17 protein-coding genes are annotated in these 22,472 nt (G+C 39.5%); 9 read left to right on the forward strand and 8 right to left on the reverse strand.

What is annotated here, in order from left to right; all coding sequences use genetic code 11:
* From CRJ00_RS06180 to CRJ00_RS06190, 3 genes are all read right to left on the reverse strand, one after another.
* Complete coding sequence (locus tag CRJ00_RS06180; protein WP_099366013.1) at window positions 1-1,599, reverse strand: RagB/SusD family nutrient uptake outer membrane protein; 1,599 nt, start codon at window positions 1,597-1,599, stop codon at window positions 1-3.
* 18 nt (window positions 1,600-1,617) lie between these two features.
* Entirely contained in the window at window positions 1,618-4,596 is a 2,979-nt protein-coding gene (locus CRJ00_RS06185; RefSeq protein ID WP_099366014.1) for a SusC/RagA family TonB-linked outer membrane protein, read from the reverse strand.
* Window positions 4,597-5,431: 835 nt separating this feature from the next.
* The gene (locus tag CRJ00_RS06190) at window positions 5,432-6,934 is read right to left on the reverse strand and encodes an alpha-L-fucosidase (RefSeq protein ID WP_099366030.1); all 1,503 of its coding nucleotides are present in this window, start codon (window positions 6,932-6,934) and stop codon (window positions 5,432-5,434) included.
* Window positions 6,935-7,099: 165 nt separating this feature from the next.
* On the opposite strand from CRJ00_RS06190, the gene CRJ00_RS06195 reads away from it, so the two are divergent.
* The 4 genes from CRJ00_RS06195 (at window position 7,100) to CRJ00_RS06210 (ending at window position 10,509) form a co-directional block, all read left to right on the forward strand.
* Window positions 7,100-8,230, forward strand: a complete 1,131-nt coding sequence (locus CRJ00_RS06195; protein WP_099366015.1) for an NAD(P)-binding domain-containing protein — start codon at window positions 7,100-7,102, stop codon at window positions 8,228-8,230.
* A gap of 35 nt (window positions 8,231-8,265) precedes the next feature.
* Window positions 8,266-9,480, forward strand: a complete 1,215-nt coding sequence (locus CRJ00_RS06200) for an MFS transporter (protein ID WP_099366016.1) — start codon at window positions 8,266-8,268, stop codon at window positions 9,478-9,480.
* A gap of 76 nt (window positions 9,481-9,556) precedes the next feature.
* Window positions 9,557-9,982, forward strand: a complete 426-nt coding sequence (locus tag CRJ00_RS06205; protein ID WP_099366017.1) for a hypothetical protein — start codon at window positions 9,557-9,559, stop codon at window positions 9,980-9,982.
* Window positions 9,983-10,224: 242 nt separating this feature from the next.
* The gene (locus CRJ00_RS06210; protein ID WP_099366018.1) at window positions 10,225-10,509 is read left to right on the forward strand and encodes a hypothetical protein; all 285 of its coding nucleotides are present in this window, start codon (window positions 10,225-10,227) and stop codon (window positions 10,507-10,509) included.
* Between the two features lie 7 nt (window positions 10,510-10,516).
* Here CRJ00_RS06210 and CRJ00_RS06215 read toward each other — a convergent pair whose 3' ends face one another.
* Window positions 10,517-11,125 (reverse strand): RNA polymerase sigma-70 factor, encoded by a 609-nt coding sequence (locus tag CRJ00_RS06215; RefSeq protein ID WP_144038111.1) that lies wholly within the window; start codon window positions 11,123-11,125, stop codon window positions 10,517-10,519.
* Between the two features lie 803 nt (window positions 11,126-11,928).
* On the opposite strand from CRJ00_RS06215, the gene CRJ00_RS06220 reads away from it, so the two are divergent.
* Window positions 11,929-13,179, forward strand: a complete 1,251-nt coding sequence (locus tag CRJ00_RS06220; protein ID WP_099366020.1) for a site-specific integrase — start codon at window positions 11,929-11,931, stop codon at window positions 13,177-13,179.
* A 110-nt stretch (window positions 13,180-13,289) separates the two neighbouring features.
* Here CRJ00_RS06220 and CRJ00_RS06225 read toward each other — a convergent pair whose 3' ends face one another.
* The 4 genes from CRJ00_RS06225 to CRJ00_RS06240 all read right to left on the reverse strand — a co-directional run bounded on the left by CRJ00_RS06225 (window position 13,290) and on the right by CRJ00_RS06240 (window position 15,348).
* A complete protein-coding gene (locus CRJ00_RS06225) occupies window positions 13,290-13,571 on the reverse strand; it encodes a helix-turn-helix domain-containing protein (RefSeq protein WP_099366021.1) in 282 nt (93 codons plus the stop codon).
* Complete coding sequence (locus tag CRJ00_RS06230) at window positions 13,568-13,864, reverse strand: helix-turn-helix domain-containing protein (RefSeq protein ID WP_082691723.1); 297 nt, start codon at window positions 13,862-13,864, stop codon at window positions 13,568-13,570. The genes CRJ00_RS06225 and CRJ00_RS06230 overlap by 4 nt, the downstream gene beginning before the upstream one ends.
* A 100-nt stretch (window positions 13,865-13,964) precedes the next feature.
* Window positions 13,965-14,348, reverse strand: coding sequence for a hypothetical protein (locus tag CRJ00_RS06235; RefSeq protein ID WP_059333860.1), 384 nt, complete (start codon window positions 14,346-14,348; stop codon window positions 13,965-13,967).
* A 505-nt stretch (window positions 14,349-14,853) separates the two neighbouring features.
* On the reverse strand, window positions 14,854-15,348 hold the full coding sequence (locus CRJ00_RS06240; RefSeq protein WP_099366022.1) for a DUF3408 domain-containing protein: 495 nt from the start codon (window positions 15,346-15,348) through the stop codon (window positions 14,854-14,856).
* A 543-nt stretch (window positions 15,349-15,891) separates the two neighbouring features.
* Here CRJ00_RS06240 and mobA point away from each other — a divergent pair.
* The 4 genes from mobA (at window position 15,892) to CRJ00_RS06260 (ending at window position 22,468) form a co-directional block, all read left to right on the forward strand.
* A complete protein-coding gene (mobA, locus tag CRJ00_RS06245; protein ID WP_013597184.1) occupies window positions 15,892-16,326 on the forward strand; it encodes a conjugal transfer protein MobA in 435 nt (144 codons plus the stop codon).
* A 4-nt stretch (window positions 16,327-16,330) separates the two neighbouring features.
* Complete coding sequence (gene mobB, locus CRJ00_RS06250) at window positions 16,331-17,590, forward strand: conjugal transfer protein MobB (protein ID WP_003010403.1); 1,260 nt, start codon at window positions 16,331-16,333, stop codon at window positions 17,588-17,590.
* Between the two features lie 48 nt (window positions 17,591-17,638).
* Window positions 17,639-17,977: a DUF6660 family protein gene (locus CRJ00_RS19335; RefSeq protein WP_003010400.1), complete on the forward strand. Its 339-nt coding sequence runs from the start codon at window positions 17,639-17,641 to the stop codon at window positions 17,975-17,977.
* A 132-nt stretch (window positions 17,978-18,109) separates the two neighbouring features.
* Entirely contained in the window at window positions 18,110-22,468 is a 4,359-nt protein-coding gene (locus CRJ00_RS06260; protein WP_099366023.1) for a CusA/CzcA family heavy metal efflux RND transporter, read from the forward strand.
* The last annotated feature ends 4 nt before the right edge of the window (window positions 22,469-22,472 follow it).

Consider the following 22,472-nt stretch of genomic DNA (forward strand, 5'->3'; position numbering starts at 1 on the left):
TTATAACCAATAAGGGTTTTGTGTAATCGAAGAATTGGCATTGATAACAGCTTGTGAAACCGGCCAATAGATACCTCCGGCATCTTCAAATTCTTTGAATGTTAATTGCTTGCCATCTTTTTCTGCAAAAGGGGCGTTCGATCTTTTCAATCGTTGGTACCGGATGATATCATACCATCTCCAGCCTTCACCCATTAGCTCTTTTCTTCTTTCATCAAAAATCGCTTTGATGACATCTGGTGAGTTTTGGGTTGAATAAACGATTCCGCGCAGGTTACATGCTTTATTCAAAGCAGTATAGGCGCCGTCGATATCACCCAAAGCAGCTAATGCTTCTGCACGTAAAAGGGTAATCTCTTCCATGCGGCTGAACACCATGGATGAACTGAACAGGGTAACATTTCCTGAAGTCTGCGATGGGTATAATACTTTGATCTTATTGAAGATTGGAAGTTCTGAATCGAAACCATAGAAATAGTTTGTTCGGTAGTAGCCGGATACCAAATCCTTACTAAATCTTAAATCCTTAGGGTCGGTAAAAATATTGATAATGCTATCCTTGCTGACGAACATTTCCGGTTTTGATTTCGGAATGAAAGGGGATGCCAAGGTCAATTGCTCGATATGCCCATTCGCAGTAGATAAACCATTTCCTGCTTCAAATGGGAAACCAACCATTACCGTAGCACGTTTGTAGGCAAATGGGCTATAGTTGTTCTGGTTTTCTGTTAAAGCATCCATATTGATGTAATCCAATGGGTTGGCACCATCAACATAATATTGTGTGGATTGGTTGTCCAAAACGAATTTTGAATAAGTAGCTGCATCGATATAGTTTCCTTGCCAAGCAGCAATATGAGCTAAGATGATGTAGGCTGATAAACGCGTCCAAACGTTTCCATTCCAAGAAGACCATCCGCCACCGTAATACAAGCCAGGATAGATCGGGTCAGTTCCGCCATAACGGAAAGGAACCACCTGCGCTGCGTCCAATAGTTCTGAAGTCGCAAAACCTAAAACACGATCTTGGGAGGTGCGCTCTGTTTTGATAAAATCACCATCGTGGGAGGAAGTGATCAATGGCACATCTCCCCATATTCTACTCATATAGAAGTAAGCATATGCTCGTAGCATTCTTGCTTGGGCGATATCCACCTTATTGTTCAATTCCGTATAACGGGGATCAAGCTCTAAAATTTCACTAGAACGTTCAATGAATAAACTTGCAGCATTGATACCTGCATAGAAACGTCTCCAGTTACTTACTCGTTCAATAACAGGGTAGGAGGCATTTAGTTGATTGTTGACGACTGCCTTTAGGTCAGATCGATTGGTGATGGTGAAATCACCCTCCCGAAGATCGCCCATTAACCAGTGACCATTATCTGCTACCGTTGCCGAACGCATTAATCCATAGATGGACATTAAGTTGGCTTTTGCATCTTCCAAGGTTTTCCAGTTGGTTTCCTCGGATGCTAAGCGGGTAGAAGGAACATCGTCGATCTTGCTGCACGATGCACCAGTTCCCAGTAGGGCGGCCGTCATGGTAAGACCAAAAAATGCTCTTTTAATTTTTATATTTCTTATCGATAAATTCATGATATACACGTTTTAATCCTATAAATCCAATTTAAGGCCCAATACAAATGTTCTTGGGATGGTTAAGTTTGCTCCATCGTATAAACCGTTGTAATTGCTCAATTCAGGATCAACACCAGTGAATTTGGTGAAAGTCAATACGTTCAATGCCGTAGCATAGAGGTATACTCTTCTGAATTTGCCGGATGAGCTGTTCAAGAAAGAAGCGTTTTTGAAATCATAACCTAGTGTAACAGATCTTAATTTCAAGTAGGAAGCATCTTCCAGGAATAGATCCTGATCAACACGGTAAGCATTTACATCCGACCAAGGATTGTAGATTGGGTATGTTTTTTCTTTTTCAAAAGATTGCCATGAGGATACTTCTTTTACAGAAGTGATATCGTTACTGGCTTCACGTTTGATGAAATCATACTTGGTTGCCTGGTATTGGTTAAGGATTTTATGGCCTGTCGCGAAGAAGAAATGGAAATTCAAGTCGAAGTTCTTGTAGGCAAAGGTATTGCTCCAGCCTCCGATCAACGAAGGTAATCGATTACCTTCCATTACTTTATCGCGTGTATCGATGCGGTTATCGTTATTCAGGTCAGCCCATTGTGGATCACCCGCAAATAATGGGATTCCATTGAAGGTATGGCCTGCAGGTACATCTGCATCGGTATTGTAGATCCCTTGGTTTTTATAGATCCAATAAGAGGTAACAGGTTTTCCAACTTCTAATCTGTTGTCACCATTGATGATTTCCTTATAACCATCCGGAAGTGCCGTGACTTCGTTCTTGTTATAATTCAAATTGATGGATGAACGCCAGTTGAAGCTTTCAGGATTTTGAATGATCTGTCCGTTCAATAGGAATTCAATTCCTTTGTTGTTAACTTCCAGACCTGATTTATAATTTACGGAATAACCGGATTCCAACGGCACTGGTACACCAACCAATTGGTTTTTATCATTTCTGTTATAAACGGAAATAGCGGCATTCATGCGGTTGTTCAAGAAAGTTCCATCTAAGGAAATATTGGTCCTATCGGCATAAGGAAGTTTGATTCCATAGCCAATAAATCCACTCTCATAAGGACGGTTGATCCCTAATACACCTCCATATCCTGGAATGGTAGGTTCTTCATACCATCCACTCTCAGAACGATATTGAGGTCCTGCTGCATAGCGATCATCTAAGAAGATACGTACATTTCTTCCCCAACCTGCTGATAGCTCCAATTGATTGAAGAAACTGCTTCCAGCGAACAATTGATCTTTGAGGTTATAGGTCATGCTGACAGCTGGCGAAGTCATCCAACGGCTATCTGGTTGCCCATTCGATGAACCATCACGACGTACCATAGCGTTTAACTTAAAGATGTCCTTATAGCTGTATTTTGCCGAACCATAGAAGGAAAGCAAATTGTTAAGCTCCTTGTCGATGTAACGGAAAACGTAAAAATTTCCTGCATTCAAGGCATTCAAATAACTATCTCCTTGAGCTCCCGGATCTACAAAAACCAATTTTACGTAATCGTTAGGTCCATTATAGGCTCTAGCATAGTTATACTTATAGGTGTCACCTTGGTAAACATGGCCAACTTCTAGATCTAAGGAATGGTCATCACCCAGGTCAAAATCATAACCGATCGTATTGTTCCAGATCATCCGTTGGTTATAACCAAAATAGGTGGAAATATAACTTACCCCGTCCATTAGGGTAGACGGCGTAAAGTAATCGCGGATACCTTCGTTATAATCGAAGAATAAACTCGATTGAAGCGAGAATCTGTTCAATTTGGAACTAAGGGTCAAATTACCATTGATGGAAGTAGTTCTGTTATTATCCACATTTTTCTTGTTCTCGTCTAAATAAAGACCAAAGTTGTCTTTGTTTGGAGAAAGGGGAGTTGATAGATCGGGAATATAGCGGGTCTCTGCAAAACGGTCGCGAAGACTTTTATTGCGGTTTCTATCCAAACGAACAGCATTCACGTTACTGGATACGGTTAACCATTTGAATGGTGCCATATTGATTCCGAAGAACACGTTGTAACGATTGATGTTTGTCTCATCGGCATTTCCGGCATTTTTGGTTCCAGAACCGAAGAAACGGAAATTCGCTCTTTCATTTCCTCCGGTAATACCTAGATCGGCTGAATAGGTTGGGGTGTTTTTATAATATAGGTCGTTCCAATTGGAAGGGCCAAAGTAGGCGGTGTTCGTCGAATCCCTTAAATACAAGGCGTAATCATCATAACGTTGCTGATTACCATATTTCTCGTAGAAAGGTCTTCTGAAGTTATTTTCATAAACCCCATTGACGGTATTTACTTTCGGTGCGGTTGCATAGCCAAAATAAGTGTTCAAGCTGATATCACGGATTCCGGCTTTGGCATTTTTTGTAGTGATGTATAAAGCCCCATTCGCAGCATTTGGTCCTAATTTGGCCAATTCGAAGGGATCTTTCACCAATACCACTGATTCGATGTTACTGATGTTGATCTGTGCTAAGAGGTTATTCGCCGGTCCCACCCGATTGTAATCGTATTTCTGAACATCAAATGCGAAAGGGTTGTCGGCCACTAAAGGAACGCCATTTAGATAAACGGCAGGTTGAAGGGCATACACATCTTTTTTGGAGAACAAGATTCCTGAAGGACCTTGAACGATCATGCTCTGTTCTGTTCCTGGTTCACCATTAGGTTCTTGTACATAAAGACCAGCAAGATGCCCTTTAGCAATTTGTTGAAGGGATAGGTTTGGAACAGCAGATGCTTCGCGGATGTTGATTGTATCCTTAGCATTTTTGAACTTTTGTAAGGCCTTTACCATTTGGCCTATGGTGTCTGTTTTTGCATTATACTCCGAAGTGTCAACTTGGGATTTGACAAATGGAATACGATATCCTTTTAAGGAAGATTCTCCAAATGTTTTCGCGTGCGCAGAATTCAATTGGAGGCCACCAAAGGATAAACATAAAGCAATAGAAAGACTTATGGAAGTTTTTACCATTATTTCCAGTTTAAATTTTGTTAATAAAAATGAATGTTATTGACCAGGTTATTTTAGGCCAATGCTAGGATGTGTTTCGTTTATTCGACGAAGTTTTGATGTAGATGTTTGTTCATAATTTTAATATAAAAAGTGTTTCGGTTAAATTATTTCTTATTGATTTTTTTGGTTCTTTTATTAATGGTATTTGGTTATAAATTCCTAATAATCTGGTTTAAAATAAATCAAGGAATAAACCAAAATTGGTCACCTTGACTTAAGGCTACTAACAATAATAATATTCTTTTTTATAATAACATAAAGGTTAAACAACGCAAACGTTTGTCCAAATTCACGCAAACGTTTGACTAAAATATGTATTACATAATCTGTAAAAATTTCCTAAAATATTAAATTATATAAATGCATTTTATCACTAAAGTTGCTTAGTATTAAGTTTAGAGCAATATATTTGATTATTTAATTTGGGTAATTTAGTTTTTTACAAAATTAAAAACGGATAGAATAGTTGAGATTGTTTTAATGATTAATCAATTATGAATGGCATGTATTCGATTCGGGGTGTAAGGGATTTGTAAGTGACATGTAAGTGAGGTGTAAGTACCTTTTAGCACTTACACCTCACTTACATGTCAATTAAACTATACTTTTACCTTGAAGCAAACTATCTGTTATTTGTAGGTACGAAGCAATCATCCCGTCATTGCGAGGAACGAAGCAATCTTTCGATTAGTGTAAAGATTGCTTCGTCGTACCTCCTCGCAATGACGGGAAAACCGTCGTAATGACGGGAAAACTTTCGCAATAACGTATAATATGAGAGATTTAAGTCTACTTACATCTTCGCATCCATCAATTTATCAGATTTTATTTTAGGTTGTCCGAGTTTAATTTTTATAACAAAGGCGCGATCTGTTTGGAAATCCTTCGGTAGCACAATATCAAAGTAGGTGTTCTTATCCAAATCCAAACCGATATCAGCATGTTTGATTGTTAATTCTTTATTATTCAATAATAACTTAGCACTAATCGGTAATGCAGTAGATTTTTTAGGGAATGCTAACCTAGCCAAATTATTTACCGGCCTATTAAATACTGTTAGATAAAGGGTTGAATCCTTCTGGGTCAAATATCCCATCTTAGTTTTTGGAAGATCCGCGTGCCTTACGCCTTGAACTGCCTCGCCATTCACTTTCATCCAATCGCCAAGTTCCTTTGCGATTTTATCTTCTCCAGGGTGCATCAATCCTTTTCCATCGGGACCAAAATTGAGCACAAAATTTCCATTCAACGAAACGGTATGCATTAGCATATCCAAAATATCATCCGTTGTTTTGGTATAGATTCCAGACCAATCTTTCATGTATCCCCATCCATTAGGTGGTATGGTCATTACGGCATCCCAATCATTACCATCCAACCATTCGTATTCTTGAGGTAATTTTCTTTCCCAACCTTGTTCGTAATCTCCGAGGATATCTCCATTGCTATCAAAATGGCGCTTTCCGTGTTCATCATTTCTGAACCTTGATCCAATGATCAGACCTGGATGTTTTTCACGCAATTCTTTTTCCAGGTTGTACGTGAATTCATAGGCCTGAACCCATGATTTATCCCAAGTACCATCAAACCAAAATCCTTTGATGGTCGGATAATTCTGGAGAAGTTCCAATAATTGGTTCTTAGTATATTGAAGAAACCTATTATATCTTTTTTTCTCCTCTTCTGTTTCAGGAGCCTTGGATAGGTAATCCGGATTGTTCCATTCCAAAATAGAGAAATATAGGTATACATCAATGCCTTCAGCGTTATAGGAATCCACCACTTCTTTTACGATATCTTTTTTATAAGGAGAGTTGCTGATGTTGTAGGATGAATATTTCGTTGGCCATAGGGCATAACCATCATGATGTTTTGTCGTAAAAATCATGTATTTGGCACCCATATCCTTGGCCTGTTTAGCCCATTTCTTCGCACTGAAAGCGGTAGGATTAAACTGTTTGTAAAGATTGTCGTAGATTTCCTTCCAGTTTTTTGGCGCATTGGGTCCCGACCAGGTACGGATCCATTCCGAAGCGGCTGCACCGCCTCTTGCGGATACACCTTCCCATTCATTGCCTGGGATGGCATAAAGTCCCCAATGGATAAATTGTCCCAAACCATAATTACGGAAAGCTTCCATGGCTTCATCTGTCCGATGCTTAGGCGTGATGGGTCCATATTTAACTTCGATACGTTCTTTTGGTTTTGTCTTTGGACCGGTCCATTGCGCATTTGCGGTCGAGTTCATCAATAGTCCTGTTAATCCTAAAAGGATTAATTTTGATGTTCTTCTCATTGGTATCTTGATTTTTAGAAATATAATCGTGTTTTTCAAAATGATAAAGATACGATTCAGCAGGCTGATTTTGGAAAAAGAGGTGGCTTTTATCATGGAATTCTACGGAAACGATTGCGGATTAGGCGAAACTCTTGGGATTTGGTAAAATGTATTAACTTCGTTATGCTTAAGGAGGAACAAACAGTGGAACAAGAAAACAAATCAAAGCCTGACCTTTATTATAAGGTGGACATCGTGGTTATCGGTGCGGGCCAAGCTGGCCTTTCTGCGGCCTATCATTTGCAGCGTGAAGGATTGGAGCCAGGAAAGGGATTCGTCGTGCTCGACGATGAGTTTGGTGCTGGAGGTGCCTGGCAACATCGATGGGATTCCTTGACATTGAGCAATGTGAATGGGATCAATGACCTTCCTGGTTTAGGATTTGACGAGGTGATCGATAAGGACGATAAGGCAATGCAGGCCAATGTTGCCCTTCCAAAGTATTATGAACAGTATGAAAAGACCTTTAAATTGCCGGTAATACGGCCTGTAAGGGTTACTGAGGTTATAGAACGCAATGGTCGTTTTTTGATCAAGACGAATGCTGTGCAATTCAATGCACGGGGTATTATCAATGCGACAGGCACCTGGAAAACACCACATTGCCCCAAATATCCGGGCTGGGATAAATTCAAAGGTATACAATTGCATACCGGGCAATATAAAAGTGCAGAGGAATTTAAAGGAAAACATGTGATCGTGGTGGGGGGAGGTATTTCCGCCGTCCAACTGCTGGGAGAGATCTCCAAAGTGACGAGCACAACTTGGGTCACCCGTAGACCGCCTGATTTTCGGAATTATGAATTTACACAGCTGGAGGGTAGGGATGCGGTAGCTTTGGTAGAAGCCCGCGTGCGGGAAGGTCTTCCCGTGGAATCTGTGGTTTCTGTTACGGGATTACCTTATACACCTGCTATAGCAGACCTTTTGGAAAGTGGCGTTTTGGATCGGAAAGAGATGTTTCAGGAAATTACAGAAACTGGGGTGAAATGGGCGGATGGAACAAGCATGGAAGCCGATGTCATTTTTTGGAATACCGGGTTCCGTCATTCCATTGATCATTTAGCGGGATTAAATTTGGTAAATAAGTTAGGGGGCATAGAAATGACCGGAAAATTAACAACGCAGGTAGCCAAAGATCCTAGAATCCACCTGACGGGTTATGGGCCATCAGCTTCTACCATCGGCGCAAACCGCGCAGGTCGTGCCGCAGCAAAAGAATTGATAGATTTTCTCCATCTAAAACAGCAATAACTTGTTGTAAGGATAATGCACTAATTATTTTAGACATGAATTTTTCAAAATATGAAGCGCTTTTGGTGGCTTTATTGGCCGTAGTGCAATTTACCGTAGTTTTGGATTTTGCCGTTATGGCTCCATTGGGTGCGGAACTGATCAAGGCATTAGGAATCTCTACCCATCAATTTGGTATCTTGGTCTCGGCCTATGCCTTGAGTGCGGGCGCTTCGGGATTTCTCTTGGCAGGTTTTATTGATCGTTTTGATAGGAAACAGATTTTGCTATTCATGTATGTGGGTTTCCTTTTGGGTACTTTGTTCTGCGCCTTGGCACCCAATTATTACCTTTTGATGGGGGCTAGAATTGTTGCTGGGATATTTGGTGGAGTGATGTCGGGAATTACCTTCGCAATCGTTACGGATTATTTTAGGTATGAAATCCGAGGACGCGTCATGGGGTTTATCCAGATGGCATTTTCGGTTAGCCAGATCTTAGGAATTCCTTTGGGACTATACTTGGCCCATATTTGGAGTTGGCATATCCCTTTCTATTTTATTGTATTTATAGGGCTGATCAATTTTTTGTTATTGATCCGGTATATGAAACCGATTCCCTCGAAACGAATCCCTGGGGTTGATAGTCGGTATTTTCAGGTAATAAAACGAGTCTTCAGTAATAAAAATTACCTGGTCGCTTTTTCCACCACATTTTTCTTGGCGACCGGCGGATTTATCCTTCAACCTTATATTACGCCACATTTGGTTTTTGACCTCCATTATGCTGAGGATCAATTGCCATTGGTGTTCTTTAGTGCGGGGATTGCCACCTTGATCGGTTCACCAATTTTTGGTCGTATCAGTGATTCTTGGGGAAAGTATAAGCTATTTGTGTTGGGAAGTCTGTTGGCAGGTGTTGCCATTCTTTGGTTTGTAAATATTCCAGCGGGAAATATTTTCATGTTGGCATTAAGTTTCAGTTTGATGATGCTCTTTGTTTCTTCTAGGATCATTAGTGCAACGGCGATGATGACTGCCATTCCAGAGGCTGCTGAAAGAGGCGCTTTCATGAACATCAATTCTGCCATCCAGCAATCCAGTGGGGGTATTGCTTCAATCTTAGGTGGTGTTATTTTGATTGAGGATGCAGATGGAAAGGGTTTTGAGAATTTTAATGTGTTGGGGATAATAACATTTGTAAGTATTATAATCTGTGTTTTGCTGATGTATAGGGTAAATAGGATCGTGGAAAAGAAACGAATTACTTAAAATCGATACTGATTTTAAAGGAATTGGTCGTGTTTTTTTTGTAGTTTTAAGGACTAACTATTTAATTATTAATGGTATGACGCATTCAAGATTGTTGTTTTTGACCTTCCTTTCTATCGCACTTTTAACGGCTTGTGAAGTTGGGAAAAAAGTTGATCGTACAAATTATGATCATTTAACTATTAAAGAATTGGCAAAGGGTGATCAATTGATCGATTTTTCTGATAGTATGTTGATGGGTCCGATCGATATTAATAAGCTTTCTAATGATGATGCAAAGATAGCGAAAGCAGCTATTTATAGGGTTTATTCTAATCTGGAACTGAAGGATAATCAATATCTATTTAGAGTTAAAGATGCTGAAGAACTGCATTTGTCAGAAAGGGTTTTTGATAGGTATGTGAAAGATATTGAAGAAATGAATGCACATGTTCGTAAAGAGGATGAAATGAAGAAGCTGGAACCTATAAGCAGTGAATATTTGAACTCTTTGTTGAAATAAAAATTTTAGTTATAATGTCATATTAGTTCTATTGATTCCTCATTAGGGCTTGTTTATTTAATTATTCTTATAAGCTAATAACCCATTTATTAGCCTAGGATTTTCTTTTAACTTTCTTTTTCCTTTTGGTTTTTGATTGAAAAACCAAATCCTTTTAAAATTATTTTTTATCGGAATAGTACTCGGTTTTCGATTTGGTGTTATTACTACTATAAACCAAATTATAAACCAATTCTATAAGCATGAGTCAGCGAATTGATAATGCATTTATCGGAAGATTTTTTTCAAGGAACTGTTCTAAAGCGGAGGTGATCTTGCTGAATGAATATTTTCAAACCGAAAAGGGAAGAGCACATTTAGAGAAGTTTTTAAAGAATGCTTGGAAAAGTAAAAATTCAGGATTGAGCGAGGAAGAGCTTAATCGTCATAAGGAAGAATTTTTGGAGAGATGGAATTTAGTGAACAATAAAAAAATCATGCCATTTTCCCCTTGGAAAAAGATCCTAATTACGGTATCGGCGCTATAAAAACCAATTAAAAAGAAATCAGAAATAGAAGATATAGGCTATTCACGCCTTGGAGTTCCTTGCGCAAAAATTGAAGGGAGGCTGCCATTTGATTTCGTACAGTATGTACTGAAATATTCAATCGCTCTGCTATTTCGGCGTAGGTCAATTCTTCTTCTCTGCTTAGAATAAAAATCTTTTTACGTTGTTCGGGAAGTTTGTTTACAACATAAGATATTTTTGCTTCCAATTCTTTGAGGTCCATCGCAGCGTCTGTCAGTGAGTCATCACATAAGCCATGAATACTTGGATTATCATCTATGGAACTGGTAAAGATCTTTACGGAGCGTAGGTGGTTCAGCACTGCGTTTTTTGTTGCTCGGAAAAGATAAGGTTTCAGGTTCTGCCCTTCTTCTAAGGAGATGCTATTGTTCTTTTCGAAAAGTTTAAGCATCACGTCCATGCTTATTTCTTTTGCGATTTCTGAGTTTTTAAGGAGGTAATTTGAAAAGGAGAAGATTTTATTATAATACCGGTTAAATAGAGTTTTAGAGACGGCCTGGTCATCCATGATGTTCAATGATAATAGTTCTCGGTCAGAGAGGTGTTGCATGGTTTGAAGTGCTAATTTGTCCAAAAATATTATGTTATTTAAAAATAATAAATTTTAGGCTAATATTTTAATTTAAATTTACTTATTACTTCAAAAATAGATAATTATTATAATATTTGGGTATAATAATTATCTATTTAAATTGTTTTATTTTATATTATTTCTCAATAGGAAATTGAATTTTACACGTCAAAATTCTTCACTTTATGCATTATTACTAAATAAAGTATGATAATCAATCTTTATTTAGTAAAAAAATAAGCCCTGAGTTACACTCAAGGCTTATAGAAAATAAGATTTTCTTACTATGAAGACCATAGTTTTTGTTAACTAGGTAGGAATTTTAAGTAATAGAAATGCGGAAATCAATGAAATTGCTCATTTCGCTTTGCATAGTAAAAAATCTCATATAGGCAGAAGAATTTATTCCCGAACTGAAACATTCACCGCCCCTACACATCACAAATTTTAATTGCCTTTATTCACCGGATCAAATTCTGGAGTCTGCTCTGTATTGGCTGAATACATTGATTTGACTTGTAATTGTTCTAGCACTTTTTTTAAAATAAATTTTCAGTAAAAATACATCAAAGATTAGAAACAGGCAAAGCGGTTGTAAATAAAGACTTTACAGCCGTTTTATGATTTTTTGGTAATGAGGTAAAAAGCAGTAAAAAGCGAGGTTTGGCAAAAGTAAGGTTACTAAAACGTTACTTTTGAAAACAGAAAATAACCCTAATAAAATACTGTATTTCAGCTTTCTGCATAATTTTTCATATTGTTCCGTAGCTCACATAAGTTTAATTTTATCATTAAGAATTGTGAGTATGGAAACGACAAAAAAATCAACATTTAAGGTATTGTTCTACCTTAAAAAGAATGCTCCGAAGAAAAACGGAAAGGTTACGGTTATGTGCAGGATTACTGTAAACGGCAAGCAGTCTGCATTCAGTACTAAACTGGATATTTCCGCAACAAATTGGGATTTGAAGTACGGCAGGGTTTTGGGCAAGAGCCGAGAAGCACAAGAGGTAAACGGCAAACTTGATAAAATCCGTTTGGGTATCGAGGAATGCTATTCCAAAATCTTAAAAAACGAGGGGGTTGTAAACAGTGCCAAACTTAAAAACGCCTTTCTCGGTATGGAAAGCGGAGAACTGACTTTTTTCAAGTTCTATGAACAGTTCCTTTCCGATTATGAAAAAAAGGTAAACAGCGGACTTCGGGTAAATGGCACACGCAGTAAGTACAAAATACTTTTAAAGCACCTGCGTAATTTTGCACTGACAAAATACGGCTACCCTGACTTATCATTCAACGACCTTACTTCTGATTTTGTGCAGGAATTTGATTATTACCTGCGTGACGACCAAGGTTTGACACACAACACCATTTGGCTGTATATGATTGGATTTACCACGCTCTGCCGATTGGCAATGAGCAGAAAGCATCTTGCCTTTAATCCGTTCAGCGAGTACAAGAATACCAAAAAGGACAAAGACCGTGGCTATCTGTTGCGGAACGAATTGGAACAGCTCGTAACGTTCAACTGCGAGAAAAAGAAAGACGAATTGGTTAAAGACCTGTTTGTTTTCAGTTGCTTTACAGGGCTTTCCTATTCCGATATGAAAGGGCTTAGAAACAGCAATCTTCAGGATTTCTTTGACGGCAACCAGTGGATTATTGTACGCAGGAAGAAAACGGCTACATCATCAAATGTGATGCTCTTGGATATAGCGAAAATGATTATTGAGAAATATGCAGGATTTACAAAGGACGGAAAGGTATTTCCTGTACCATCAAATACAGTTTGCAATGATAGTTTAAAGCGTATATCCCAATTGATTGACTGCCTAAAAGAAAAGAAAGTAACCTTTCATTTGGCACGCCATACCTTTGCCACTTTATTTTTAAGTGAGGGTGTTCCGCTCGAAAGTTTAAGCAAAATGTTAGGGCATAAGAATATTGCCACCACACAGATTTACGCCAAAATTCTCAACGAGAAAGTTGGTAAGGATATGCAGAAGGTATCGCATAAATTTAAGGGTATGGAACAGTCTTTTGTGGCAAGCCTGTAACTTATATCATAGTTCCTTGAAACAGCACAGCCCACCGTTTTTTAAGCGGTGGGCTGTTTGTTTAATTGACCGATACGGTTACAGTTTCAGAGCATTCTTTTTTTTAACGGCTAACGCTGATAGTTATCTTCCAATACCTTGATAATATCGCTTTCACGGAAAAGGATTTTCCGTTCGAGTTTAATAAACGGTATCAGTCCGTCATCTCTGTACTGTTGCAGTGTCCGTTTACTGATGTGAAGCATCTCGCAGACCTGTTCGCCTGACAGGTAGATTTCCCCTTTTAAAAGTGGGTGGAAATATTCCCTGATATACAGCAGTTCATTTTTGATGCCTACCACAGCTTCGAGCAGTGCAAACATATCTTCGTTTGAATCTCCAATCTGTTTCATTTCTTCTGCTTTTTTAATGGTCGCTCTCCCTGCATCAGTAATTCCACTTCGGATAATCTGAAATACGTCTTCCGATTGATTTGCGTTGCCCCAAGAATGCCTTTTGCCCTGTACGTCTGCAATGTTCGTTTGCTGATGTTCAGCAGTTGGCAGGCTTCCTGCTGGTCGAGCCATTTCGTTGCCTGTTGCAACGCCTTGTAGGGTGCGGTCATTTCCTTAATCAATAAAGAAACTTCCTTAACTTCCCTGTTCAGTGCTTTTAAAATCTGAATGTCTAAAACTGTTATTTCCATATCTGCATCATTTAAACCTCGAAAATAAAAGCTATTTACATAGGTCATCCTAATGTTGCATCTGATGGCGGTATTTGGCGTACAGTTGCCAAATGCGGTATTAAAATCCCAGTTTTGGTTTATTGTTTTTCGGGCGAGCCTGTTGTGTTTTGACTGTATTGTCCATTCTCAAGGCAGGCTTTTTGTTAGGCTGTACAGTCTGGCTTTTTTCATCGTTTTTGAAATCCGAACGCATAACCGTTTTTGTAGCACCAATTACGCTTTCGGGCTGGGCAGGCTGTTTTGGCTGTTCGGCACGTCTGCCACCGAACAGCCTGTTCCAATTTATTAAGCCTTTTGTTTCCCTGAACTGGCGTTTAAAATTGGCGATGAAATTGGAAATCGGGTCGCCCTGCTTATCAACCTGCATCAAAGGGCTACGCTCTTCTTCCTTGATTTGTACTTTCTCTTTCCGCTCCTTGTCGGTTGTTGCTTTTTGTGCCATAGTTTCAAAATTTCCCCCAATATAGAACACAAGGGAATGTATTTTTTCCTTTGGCTTTATGTGGCAGTATTTGGCTCGTATTGGCACAATGTAAATGGAAAGCAATCCTCAAAACACTTTAAATTTTCCTCGCAAAGCCCCTTCACATTTAAAAAGTTTTGTACGGATAAGGGAAAGCATACCAAAAACACCCCATCGTTAGCCCACACGTGTTTTTTGTACCCTTTCATTATATTAGAATGGGATTAAAAAAAGAACAAAAGGTAGCAAAGATAAGGCGGACACCCACCGCACCGCCCAACCAAAAGACTACGGCATAATGGCAGGGCAGATAAGGTGGCTTCGCCGAGTTTTTTTGTTGCCCTGCCACCCTTCGGGACTTATTCCGTTTCCTTTTGGTTTTAACGCCTGTCCGCCTTGTTTGAATGGCTTTCTTTTTTTTCTATTTTTTTGTTTTGGAAAATAATTTTAGGAGAGAGAACGTACCACCCACCACGTATATTTATTAGAATAACGGTTTGTGTTTCTCGTTGTAGATTTCCCTAATCAATTCACCAAACTCCTGAAAGTGGTATTCGATAATATTGTCCAGATACGCATAAATCGTCAGTTTGTCGATGCCCATAATATTGGTGAGCCTGTTAAATGTTTCGTGGTGTTCCTGCCGTACATAGACCGATTTCCCCCTGCTTGCTGTACTGTTCGGAATTTTAAAGAACTGTCCGTAGTAATCCTCTTTGGTCAGCTTCTTTGGCTTATAAATCATCTTTTTTGTATTACTCGCAGGTATTTTTGTATGTTGCGTTTCAGTTTCCGAAGGTTCTTCGCCTGCCATTACACGCATAATAGCTTCCTCATCTACTTCGGGTTTGGCAAAGTCTTCCCGATGTGTTACTACCTGTTGTTCCGTGAATGGTTGCTTCTTTTCATCAGTTAGGAAATTTTCAATAGAAAAATCCTCTTTTTCGGGTTGCTGATTTTTGTTTTCTTCGTGTACCATATCTCTTGTTTTTAATATTATATCCAATTAGCTGTTTGGTTAACTAAGCAATCAGCTGTACATACTGTTGCATCTATCTACCTATCTACCTAAGCACCTGCATACCCCTAATTGGTTAGTTCATTAACTCAAAAATCTGTAATTCGTCTGCATTCAATCACGCAGATTTGCTGTCAGGATTTATGCTGATTGGTTACATAGTTAAGGATATAAACAATCAGCCAGCTAACCATATACAAAGAAAGCAAAAGCAGTCCCAGTCTATGTTGATATGGCACTCAAAGGTAGCATTTGGCGTTCATTGTCGTTATGGTAAATAGCTGTTATTCAAATAGTCTTGCCGAAATTTGTAATCGGTAGCGATGGGTTTTTCCTGCTAACTCCAATCCGTTTGCAAAACGGATTTTCTGAACCCTTGTTCAGAGCAAGTTATCTTTTGAGGTACTCGAAATGAATTTCGGCACTCAAAAGCACTTGCCCTTGCAGGGAGCTGAAAACCGCTCCGAAGTCGCAGTTTTGTTTAACATTAGAAATGGATTTATTATGGAAGAAAAGAACAGTAAACAAATTAGGAAAACAGGGAGAAAACCGAAGAATGACCCTGCCGTACATCGGTATTCTATTAACCTGAATGCAGAGGAAAACGCCAAGTTCCTTGCCCTCTTTGACCAATCGGGGATAAGTGTAAAGGCACATTTCATTACGGCTTGCATCTTTCAAAAGACCGTAAAGACCGTAAAAATTGATATGAATGCGGTAGAATACCACGCAGGACTGACCAAATTTTTCAGTCAGTTTCGAGGAATAGCAACCAATTACAATCAGATTGTAAGGCTATTGAACGCCAATTTTTCGGAGAAAAAAGCATCTGCATATCTCTATAAATTGGAAAAACAGACCGCAAAAATGAAAGAACTGTTGCTAAAGGTTTTAATTCTTACCGACAGATTTGAAAAGCAATATCTACATAAAGAGTAAAATTATGATTGCAAAAATCGGAAAGGGAAGCAATATGTACGGAGCGATTTTGTACAATCAGCAGAAAGTGGACAGGGAAAACGGAGCGGTTTTGTTGCTGAACAAAATACCCGACACAATGGACGGCAGGTATTCCGTAGCGTATTTCAATAAATGTTTTGAGCCGTATTTGTCTGCAAACATCAAAACAGAAAAAACGGTACGGCATATTTCATTGAACCCAGACCCGAAAGACGAGGTAAGCGATGAGCAGTTTACGGAAATGGCACAGGAATATATGGAACGTATGGGCTACGGAAATCAGCCTTATATTGTTTTCAAACATACGGACATTGACCGAATGCATATCCATATCGTTTCGACCTGTGTAGGCATTGACGGTAAGAAAATCCCCGATGATTACGACCACCCACGTTCAATGGCAATCTGTCGGGATTTTGAAACGAAATACAACCTGCACAAAGCAACCGAGCAGGAGCAGAAACAAGCCAACAAAGTTTTCAAACCTGTGGATTACCACAAAGGCGACATCAAAAGTCAGATTGCTTCGGTAGTACGGCATTTGCCGAAATATTACAGCTTTCCGACTATGGGAAGCTATAATGCTTTATTGTCGCTGTTCAACATCACAGCGGAAGAAGTCAAAGGCGAGCGGAACGGTCAGCCGGTAAACGGATTGGTCTATGTGGCAGTGGACGAAAACGGAAACAAGGCAAGCAATCCGTTTAAGGCATCGCTTTTCGGAAAAGACGCAGGAGTTGCACAACTACAAAAGCATTTTGAACAGTCAAAAGAGAAAATGAAAACCAATCCTGTAAGGTCAGTTTTAAAGAATACTGTTGAATTGGCTATGCACACGACAAGCAACGAAATAGAATTTAGAAAACAATTGACCGAACACGGTATTAATACGATTGTTCGCAGAAACGACAACGGACGGATTTACGGAGTAACTTTCATTGACCACGAGAGCCGTAGTGTATGGAATGGTTCACAGTTAGACAGAAACCTGTCTGCAAATGTTTTTAACGATTGGTGGAACAACGGCAACAAACCCGAACTGAAAACACAGGATAACCCTCTTTCCAAAACGAATACAATAGACAACCAACCAACGAAAGACCTTTTTGAGTTTATCCCACAGGAACATTCTCAGAATTTCGATATAGGATTATTCAGCCTTTTACCTGATGCACAAGGCGTGGATTATAAAGAAGAAACATTTGCTAAACGGATGAAGAAGAAAAAGAGACGATTGCAATAAACAATGCAATGCCATTGCATTACTTTTTTACTAACTTTGCAAAAGAATATGAAAGTCTTTTACTCCATATTGGCAATTTATATGATGACGGTATTTTTAATGCCGTGTACCGATATGTATGAAAAGGACAACTTTCAAAACCATAACCATTCGGAAGAATTAACCCATCAAGGAAGCCACGACCATCAGGAAACAACTGATATGTGCAGTCCATTTTGTTTATGCGGTTGTTGTGGAATAGTTTCAGGTATAGTGCTTCAATGGAATGTATACAGCTTAGTTAAGGCGAAGACTTTTGACCTTTCTAAGCCTAAAGTTTATTATAAATGTACCTTTATATCCCACTATCTGGGGGGAATTTGGCAACCGCCAAAGATTAATGCATAATTTTTAATGTTTTAATGATTATAGCTTTTTGCGTACAGCAACAAGCTGAATGTTTTGGGTCATACTTCGTATTTCTCGTATTCATAATCATTGCAATTTATCATTAATTATTCATCATTAATCACAATAGAAGTGTTAAATAGTATTATAAAATTCTCTATAAAGAATAAGTTCATTATAGGATTGATGACCTTGTTTCTCATCATTTGGGGGGTATGGAGTGCCAAGCAAATCCCCATTGATGCCCAACCTGACATTACAAACAATCAGGTTCAGATTATTACCCTGTCGCCTACATTGGCAGGACAAGAAGTAGAACAATTAGTAACATTTCCCGTAGAGCAAAGTATCGTTAATCTTCCAAAAGTAGAAGAGATAAGAAGTGTTTCAAGATTTGGATTATCTGTTGTAACCGCTGTCTTTCAAGATAATGTCGATATTTATTTTGCACGACAGTTAGTAAGCCAACAGCTGAAAGAAGCACAAGACCAGATACCTGACGGGATTGGAACACCTGAACTTGCTCCTGTCAGTACAGGTCTTGGCGAAGTGTACCAATATATTCTTCATCCCAAAGAAGGCAGTGAAGACAAATATTCCGCAATGGATTTGCGGACAATGCAGGACTGGATTGTTGCCAGACAACTTTACGGTACTCCGGGAATTGCAGAAGTCAATAGTTTCGGTGGTTTGCTTAAACAGTACGAAGTTTCTATCGACCCAAACCGCATCAAGGCAATGGACGTTAGTATTTCCGATATTTTTACCGCCCTCGAAAACAACAACCAAAATACCGGAGGTGCATATATCGATAAGAAGCCCAATGCTTACTTTATTCGCGGGATTGGTCTGGTTACTTCATTGGAAGATGTAGGAAATATCGTCGTTAAAAATACAGGTAGCGTTCCGGTATTTATCAAAGATGTGGCAGAAGTACAATTTGGTCACGCAACCCGGTACGGAGCATTGACCTATAATGGCGAAGTAGATGCTGTGGGTGGGATTGTAATGATGTTGAAGGGAGAAAACACCTCTGAAGTTGTAAAAAGTATCAAAGAAAAAATACCGGTTATCCAACAATCTCTACCCGAAGACGTGGTCATAGAACCATTTTTAGACAGAATGGATTTGGTTGATAGAGCGATAAGTACGGTTCAAAAGAACCTCATTGAGGGCGCACTGATTGTTATTTTTGTATTAATTCTATTCCTGGGGAATTTCAGAGCAGGACTGATTGTAGCCTCAGCCATACCGCTATCTATGCTTTTTGCGTTGGGAATGATGCGGCTGTTTGGTGTAAGTGCCAACCTGATGAGTATGGGGGCTATTGATTTCGGATTGGTAATAGATGGTTCCCTGATTGTTGTTGAAGCGACAATGCATCATTTGGGCTTGCGGAAATCCACACAAAGACTTACGCAGGCAGAAATGGATGAAGAGGTATATGAATCTGCACGGAAAATTCGTACGAGTGCCGCATTTGGCGAAGTTATCATCCTCATTGTCTATATCCCTATCCTTACTTTGGTGGGTATAGAGGGTAAAATGTTTACGCCAATGGCACAGACTGTAAGTTTTGCCATTTTGGGAGCATTGATTTTGTCCTTTACCTATATCCCGATGATGAGTGCTTTGTGTTTGTCTAAAAAGCCGATTACCAAAAAGAATTTTTCAGACAAAATGATGGACTATCTTCAAGGGGTTTATAAACCATTGTTAGAAAAAGCCATTCGGATGAAATATGTGGTTATTGCGGTTGCCGTTGGGCTGTTTACCATAAGTATATTCTTTTTTTCACGGATGGGCGGAGAGTTCCTGCCAAAATTGGGCGAGGGCGATTTTGCTTTCCACTGTATCCTGCCACAAGGAACATCGTTAAGCCAAAGTCTGGAAACCTCTATGCAGGCATCAAGGATAATCAAGGAATTTGACGAAGTGAGAATGGTCGTAGGCAAGACTGGTGCTGCCGAAGTACCGACAGACCCGATGCCTCCCGAAGCCACTGACCTGATGATTATCCTAAAACCGCAGGACGAATGGAAAACAAAAAAATCCTATGACGAGCTTTCCAATGAAATGATGGAGAAACTTGAAGTTATTCCCGGTGTATTCTTTGAAGCCAATCAGCCGATACAGATGCGGTTTAATGAACTGATGACAGGTATCAGGCAGGATGTAGCCGTTAAGATATTCGGAGAAGACCTCGACAGTTTGTTGGTTTATGCCAATAAAGCGAATGCTATTATTCAAACAGTAGAAGGTGCGACTGCTCCGCAGGTAGAACGGGTAGCAGGTCTTCCCCAAATCAATATCGAATATGACCGTACCCGAATAGCCAATTACGGCTTGAATGTACAGGAAATAAACGATATTGTCAGCTCTGCGTTCGCAGGTAAATCAGCAGGTGTGATTTATGAAAACGAACGAAGATTTGATTTGGTGGTACGGCTTGATGAAGCCCACCGCAGTTCCATTGAGGATGTGAGCAATCTGTTTATCCCACTACCAAACGGCGACCAAATACCGCTTTCACAGGTTGCAAACATTGATTACAAATTAGGGCCCGCACAAATCAGCCGTGAAGGCGGTAAACGCAGGATATATGTCGGCTTCAACGTACAGGGGCGGGATGTAGCCAGCGTTGTCAATGAAATTCAGGATAAATTGGCTGAACAGATTAAGCTACCGACAGGTTATTATTTTACTTATGGTGGTCAGTTTGAGAACCTCCAAAAAGCTACCGACAGATTGCTGATTGCTGTACCTATCGCATTGCTTTTGATTTTTATCCTGTTGTATTTCACATTCCATTCGTTTAAGGAAGCCGTTTTGGTATATACAGCTATCCCGATGAGTGCCATTGGAGGCGTATTTGCCCTGTTATTGCGGGATATGCCATTCAGCATATCAGCAGGTGTCGGATTTATCGCCCTGTTTGGTGTTGCTGTTCTGAATGGGATTGTACTGATTGCCACGTTCAATAGACTGGAAAAAGAGGGTTGGAACGAGATTATTCCGAGAATTATCGAGGGAGCTAAAACAAGGCTTAGACCTGTATTGATGACGGCATCTGTGGCAAGTTTAGGTTTTTTACCAATGGCGTTGAGTACAAGTGCAGGTGCAGAAGTACAAAAACCGTTGGCAACCGTGGTTATCGGTGGACTGATTTCGGCAACTGCCCTGACATTGTTCGTCCTGCCATTGCTGTACCTCGTATTTATGAGAAACCAAAAACCTCCGAAAAATAGTAAAACGAAAGCCATAGCACCCGTGCTGTTGCTGTTTGTGTTCTTGGGTTTTTCTCAAAACGGTAAGGCACAAACTCCGATGAGTGTAGATAGAGCTATTGAAGTAGCTGTGGAGACCAACCCTCAGCTACGTTCCAAAAATATGGATATTCAATCTGCCCAAAGCCTTAGCAAGACGGCGTATGAACTACCGAAGACCGATGTAAACTTCCAATACGGGAATAATGAGGGATTTGAATATAATGACGGTTTCCAAATTTCACAGACCATTCCCTTTCCGACACTCTTTGGGGCAAAGAAAAATCTTGTCAAAGAGCAGGTAAAAGGTCAGCAGTGGGCGAAGGCTCTGACAGAAAACGAACTGAAAAAACAGGTAAGAACCTATTATTATCAGTTGGAATATTTGGAGCATAATGCTTCGGTTTTAAAGTATCTTGATAGTATTTATGTAGACTTTATCCGTGTTGCGGAACTCCGGTATAAAACGGGAGATATAGGTAAATTAGACGTTAATACTGCAACTACCAAGAAAGGGGAAATAAGTCTTTTGTATCAACAGAACGAGGTTTTAAGGCAGAACGCCTATCAAAGCCTTAAAAATCTGATGCAGACACAGGAAGATTTCTTAATAGAACCTCAACCGGATTATACACCATTGCTGTTAAGTTCTTTCATTGACAGTTCGGCTGTTGCAAATCATCCGAGCATCCAGCTATTGTACCAAGAGGCGAAAATTGCCGAACAGAACAAGAAATTGGAACGGGCAAACAGCCTGCCTGATTTTACGTTCGGCTATAATAACATATCGCTGATAGGAATGCACAGTAAAAATGGTGTAGAGCAATTTTATGGCAGAGGACAGCGGTTTAGTTTTGTTGATGTAGGTATTACAATCCCCATTTTTACAACCACCAAAGCAAAAATTCGCTCGCTTGATTACAAGAAACAATCATTGGAATTAAATGCGCAATGGCAGGAACAACAGCTTAAAACGGAATTGGCAAACGCCTTGAAACAATACGAACAATATGTAGCGCAGTTTACCTATTTCAAGGAGCAGGCACTTCCCAATGCTGATGAGATTATCAATGCTGCAAAGCTGGGGTACAGTACCGGAGATATTTCTTATGTGGAGTACCTATTTGCCTTGCAGACAACAGCAGACATTCAGCTTAATTATTTAAATAGCATTCAGCAAATCAATGAGGCTGTAACGCTTATCCATTCATTAATCAGTAAATAATACA

The organism is Sphingobacterium sp. 1.A.4 (genome assembly GCF_002734245.1).
Classification (GTDB): Bacteria; Bacteroidota; Bacteroidia; order Sphingobacteriales; family Sphingobacteriaceae; genus Sphingobacterium; species Sphingobacterium tenebrionis.

Bases quoted from the DNA above. Each gene is read 5' to 3' on its own strand.
- CRJ00_RS06210 (WP_099366018.1), top strand. From the start codon at position 10,225: ATGAGTCAGCGAATTGATAATGCATTTATCGGAAGATTTTTTTCAAGG.
- CRJ00_RS06220 (WP_099366020.1), top strand. From the start codon at position 11,929: ATGGAAACGACAAAAAAATCAACATTTAAGGTATTGTTCTACCTTAAA.
- CRJ00_RS06200 (WP_099366016.1), top strand. From the start codon at position 8,266: ATGAATTTTTCAAAATATGAAGCGCTTTTGGTGGCTTTATTGGCCGTA.
- CRJ00_RS06230 (WP_082691723.1), bottom strand. From the start codon at position 13,864: ATGGAAATAACAGTTTTAGACATTCAGATTTTAAAAGCACTGAACAGG.
- CRJ00_RS06205 (WP_099366017.1), top strand. From the start codon at position 9,557: ATGACGCATTCAAGATTGTTGTTTTTGACCTTCCTTTCTATCGCACTT.
- mobB (WP_003010403.1), top strand. From the start codon at position 16,331: ATGATTGCAAAAATCGGAAAGGGAAGCAATATGTACGGAGCGATTTTG.
- CRJ00_RS06235 (WP_059333860.1), bottom strand. From the start codon at position 14,348: ATGGCACAAAAAGCAACAACCGACAAGGAGCGGAAAGAGAAAGTACAA.
- CRJ00_RS06195 (WP_099366015.1), top strand. From the start codon at position 7,100: ATGCTTAAGGAGGAACAAACAGTGGAACAAGAAAACAAATCAAAGCCT.
- CRJ00_RS06225 (WP_099366021.1), bottom strand. From the start codon at position 13,571: ATGAAACAGATTGGAGATTCAAACGAAGATATGTTTGCACTGCTCGAA.
- mobA (WP_013597184.1), top strand. From the start codon at position 15,892: ATGGAAGAAAAGAACAGTAAACAAATTAGGAAAACAGGGAGAAAACCG.
- CRJ00_RS06190 (WP_099366030.1), bottom strand. From the start codon at position 6,934: ATGAGAAGAACATCAAAATTAATCCTTTTAGGATTAACAGGACTATTG.
- CRJ00_RS06180 (WP_099366013.1), bottom strand. From the start codon at position 1,599: ATGAATTTATCGATAAGAAATATAAAAATTAAAAGAGCATTTTTTGGT.
- CRJ00_RS06240 (WP_099366022.1), bottom strand. From the start codon at position 15,348: ATGGTACACGAAGAAAACAAAAATCAGCAACCCGAAAAAGAGGATTTT.
- CRJ00_RS06185 (WP_099366014.1), bottom strand. From the start codon at position 4,596: ATGGTAAAAACTTCCATAAGTCTTTCTATTGCTTTATGTTTATCCTTT.
- CRJ00_RS19335 (WP_003010400.1), top strand. From the start codon at position 17,639: ATGAAAGTCTTTTACTCCATATTGGCAATTTATATGATGACGGTATTT.